Source organism: Salipiger sp. (assembly GCF_059781815.1).
Map to the genome: position 1 here is coordinate 1 of NZ_JBYNAH010000319.1, position 3,966 is coordinate 3,966.

4 protein-coding genes are annotated in these 3,966 nt (G+C 66.1%); 1 reads left to right on the forward strand and 3 read right to left on the reverse strand.

Going from position 1 to position 3,966, the window contains the following annotated elements; genetic code table 11:
• The 3 genes from AC6RA4_RS23795 to AC6RA4_RS23805 all read right to left on the reverse strand — a co-directional run.
• The coding region (locus tag AC6RA4_RS23795; RefSeq protein WP_500164531.1) for a LysR substrate-binding domain-containing protein at positions 1 to 879 on the reverse strand (879 nt) is incomplete at its 3' end.
• A gap of 57 nt (positions 880 to 936) precedes the next feature.
• Complete coding sequence (locus tag AC6RA4_RS23800) at positions 937 to 1,668, reverse strand: class II aldolase/adducin family protein (RefSeq protein WP_500164533.1); 732 nt, start codon at positions 1,666 to 1,668, stop codon at positions 937 to 939.
• Positions 1,665 to 2,804, reverse strand: a complete 1,140-nt coding sequence (locus AC6RA4_RS23805; RefSeq protein WP_500164535.1) for a TauD/TfdA family dioxygenase — start codon at positions 2,802 to 2,804, stop codon at positions 1,665 to 1,667. The genes AC6RA4_RS23800 and AC6RA4_RS23805 overlap by 4 nt, the downstream gene beginning before the upstream one ends.
• Before the next feature lie 118 nt (positions 2,805 to 2,922).
• On the opposite strand from AC6RA4_RS23805, the gene AC6RA4_RS23810 reads away from it, so the two are divergent.
• Entirely contained in the window at positions 2,923 to 3,816 is an 894-nt protein-coding gene (locus AC6RA4_RS23810) for a LysR substrate-binding domain-containing protein (RefSeq protein ID WP_500164537.1), read from the forward strand.
• The last annotated feature ends 150 nt before the right edge of the window (positions 3,817 to 3,966 follow it).

Sequence of the window (3,966 nt, forward strand, 5' to 3'; positions counted from 1 at the left end):
CGTTTTCAACCACTTGTGGAATTCGATCACGATGGGATTTTCGAGCTTCTCCTCAGGCGTGCAAAGGAAATAACCCGTGTCGGCATGCAGAGAGGGTGAAAAAGGTCGCATCAGCTTGCCGTCGCGAAGGTCTTTCGCCCACAAAACGGTGTCTCCGATGGCGATCCCCTCACCCGCGAGCACCGCGGTGTGCACGATGTTCATGTCGGAATAGCAGATGCCGCGATGGGCGTTCTCGGGCGGCATCCCCGAGAGCTGCATCCAGTTCTCCCAGTCGGTGAAATCACTCATGTGAAGCAGCGTCGCCTCCTTGAGAATCCCGAGGTCGTTGAAGCTCTGGAAGCGGCTCAGGTAGGCGGGGCTGCAGAGCGGCGTGAACTCGACCGAGAACAGGGCTTCGGTCATGAGATGCTGGCGCGGCTCCTGCCCGAAGGTGATGAAGGTGTCGATCTCGGGGTTGGTCGTGTCGGCCATCTTCTGCGAGCTGATGACGCTCAGCACGACATCCGGGTGCTCGGCGAGGAAATCGCTGACGTGGAGGCAGAGCCAGCCATCGGCGAAGCCGGGGGTCGCGCTGACGGTGAGGGTGCCGGTGAGCCCCTCCTGCGCCACCCGTGCCGTCGAGGTGGCGATCATGCTCAGCGCGCGGCGCACGTCCTCGGCATAGGCGCGGGCGCGCGGGGTGATCTCGGTGCGGTTGCCGTTGCGCTCGAGGATCTTGAAGCCGAGGTCGCTCTCGAGCAGCCGCAGCTGGTGACTGATGGCGCTGCGGGTGACGTTGAGCTCGGCGGCCGCGCGCCAGAGCGCGCCGTTGCGGGCGACGCTTTCGATGGCGCGCAGCGCCTGGATCGAGGGAAAACGTTTGATGGCGGACCTCACGTGGCGATGTCCCCGCTGCATAGCGCAGCGGAGACAGGCAGGCGAGTACCAGACGCTTCAGAGTGCCGGGAGCTGGCTCTTGAGGAAGTCGAAATGCCGATCCGCCATCCCGGCATAGGCGCGCCAGCCATCGGCGGTGTTCTGCGCCACCGAGTCCGACAGCACCGCCAGCGGCGCGCCGGTGGAACGGGCGAGGATCAGCGTCTGCGCCGCCTTCTCAAAGAAATAGAGATCCTCGAAGGCCGCAGCCACGGTCTCGCCCACGATGGTGACACCGTGATTGCCCATCACCAGCACCGACTTGTCGCCAAGCCGCTCGGCCAGCCGCTCGCCTTCTTCCTCGGCGTCGGCAATGCCGCCGAAATCGAGGTCATAGGCGGTGCGCCCGTAGAACCGCGCGGTGTTGTTGTCGATCGGCACCACCGTCGGGTCTTTCAGGCAGGCCAGCGCCGTGGCGTAGGGCGAATGCGCGTGCAGGATCACCCGCGCCTCCGGCTTGCGACGGTGCAGCGTGCCGTGCACGCACCAGGCCGAGGCATCGGGCGCGCCCTGTCCCTCGAGCACCCGGCCGTCGCGGGCATCAATGCGCAAGAGATCCTCGGGGCGGATGGTGGCGAAGTGCTGCCAGCACGGGTTCAGCAGGAACTCCGCGCCATTCTCCGAGGCCGCCGCGCTGAAGTGGTTGCCGACGGATTCGCTCCAGCCCAGCTGATGGCAGATGCGGAACGCTGCCGCGAGATCCTGCCGCAGGGCGGCAGTCTCGTTGTCGGGCAGGCTGTGCGCGTTCATGCCTTGAACCGCCCTTCGCTGATCAGTGCGCGATAGGTCGAGCGCATCTCGGCGCGGTCGGTGTAGCAACCGCGCAGGTAGCGGTCGCCGCTCTCGGCGGTATAGGCGGCGCGGCCATGCACGATGCGGTGGTTGTCGAACACCATGCATTCGCCCGCCTTCATCAGGAAGGTCATCATGTATTTCTCTTCCTGCAGCATCTTCCCGAAGCGGCAGAACGCCGGGTACCAGGTGTCGAGCAGGTGCTGGTCGAGATCCGAGATGTCGAGCATGTGCTGGCTGATGGTCAGGCCCGACACCTCGCCGTGCTGGTCGAGCTCGATGATGGTCTGGCGCGAGCGCATGTCGTAGCTGTCATGCTCGCAGAAGAACGGCACCGGAACCTCCGACAGCAGCTTGAATCCCTCGGGATCGCGATGCCGGAAGTCGTTGGCGACGGCGACACCATCGGCATAGAGGCTGTAGCCGCCCTCGACGGTGTTGGCCCGGCAATGCAGGAACTGGACGCCCGGCGCGTGCTCTTCGGCGGGGGTGTCGGTGTGCAGCTCCAGCGCCGAGGCGGTGTAGGCGGTGTTGGTCGGGTTGATGTGGGTCTTCACGTCGAAATAATCGCCGAAGAAGGTCGGGCGGACCTGGCCGATCATCTCGGCGGTCTCGGTGAGGCCCTCGTTGCTGTTGGGCATGTCGGTCAGGATGGTGAAGCCCTCAACCAGCATCGCCTCGATCCATTTGGCGCGCAGTGCCTTGTCGGCCAGCAGCTCGGGCTGGCTGAAGCGCGGCACGTCCGGGTAGTGATCGCCGTACCAGGCCTCGCGCGGCAGATCCGCCGGATCGGGGCGGCGTCGCGGGGTCTTGTAGGCTTCGAGCCAGGCAAGCGGGAAGCGCGTGACGTGGGCTTCGGCCTCCCAGGTGAGTTCCAGCGCATCGCCGGTGAGCTCGGCGGTCTTCACCTTGGGCGCGTCGGCAAGGTGGAAGATGTCGAAGCTGCGCTCGCGGGTGGCCGAGCTGAACGAGCTCGGGCAGTTGTCGCGCAGCCAGTGGTAATTGAAGTAATGAGTTTCACCGTCGGAGAGGGAAATCTCGAGGCCCTTGTCCTTGAGGATCGGGGCGGCCACGGGGGAGGTCATGACGTTCATGCGTGTTCTCAGCCTGTTGGGGTGGATTGGGGAAGATTCTGGAAACAAGCATTCCACGTCTTCCTTTTCTCAAACAGCCGGATTAGCGTGAAGCTGACTTAAGCCATGGGTTAACTTGATGGACCGTCTTCCGCCATTGCGCCTGCTCACCACCTTCGAGGCCGTTGCCCGCCACGGTTCGATGCGGCTGGCGGCGGCGCGGCTCAACGTCACCCAGCCGGCGGTCAGCCAGGCGCTGAAGGCACTGGAAGAGCATGTCGGGACAACGCTGATCGACCGCGCCACCCGCCCGGCGCAGCTCACCGAGGCGGGAGAGCTCCTGGCGCGGGCGGTGCGCGACGGGCTGGGGCAGATCTCGGCGGCGCTAGAGGATCTGCGCGCGCTCAGCGGGCAGGACGGGGCGCAGGTCACGGTTTCCTGCACGCTCGGCATGGCGACCTATTGGCTGATGCCGCGGCTGCCGGAGTTCTATGCCCGCCATCCCGAGATGACGGTGAACGTACAGGCCCCCGCCACCGACCTGCCGCACCTCGCGCCGGGCATCGACATCGCCATCCGCTACGGCACCGGCGGCTGGCGCGAGGGCACGACGGAGAAGCTCTTCGACGAGCGCGTCTGCCCGGTCGCTGCCCCGGCGCTGCTGGAGCGCCTCGAGGCCGAGGGCGTCGGGCTCGACCGCGCGCCGCTGATCCACGTGCGCAGCCCGCACAACCAGCATTGGGCGGGCTGGGAGGACTACCTGCGCGCCCGCGGCATCGCGCGCAGCCGCCTCTCTGGGCAGACCTTCAACAACTACGTGCAGGCGGCGCAGGCGGTGCTCAACGGGCGCGGGGTCATGCTCGGCTGGCGCTCGATCGCCAGCGGCGCGGTGCGCGACGGCGCCCTGCGCATGTGGCCGGGGGGCGAGCTCGATCTCGGGACATCGTATTTTGTGACCGGCGCCCGCCGACTGTCGCATCCGGCGCAAGCGTTTCTCGACTGGATCGGTGGCAGCGAGAGCAGGGAGGGCTGAGCAGCCAGACTGGCTGCATCACCAAATCACCGCTGATAGATTGGAGGGGCAAACACCTTTGCCGCTCATCGAGGGCGCAAGATCCGCGCTTTACGGTCGGCGCGCAGGCAGACACGGTGCTCGGCATGCTGCGCTTCAATTGAAACCCAG

What these genes read in the sequence shown, in the direction of transcription:
- AC6RA4_RS23805 (WP_500164535.1), bottom strand. Translation starts at nt 2,804, where the DNA reads ATGAACGTCATGACCTCCCCCGTGGCCGCCCCGATCCTCAAGGACAAG.
- AC6RA4_RS23800 (WP_500164533.1), bottom strand. Translation starts at nt 1,668, where the DNA reads ATGAACGCGCACAGCCTGCCCGACAACGAGACTGCCGCCCTGCGGCAG.
- AC6RA4_RS23810 (WP_500164537.1), top strand. Translation starts at nt 2,923, where the DNA reads ATGGACCGTCTTCCGCCATTGCGCCTGCTCACCACCTTCGAGGCCGTT.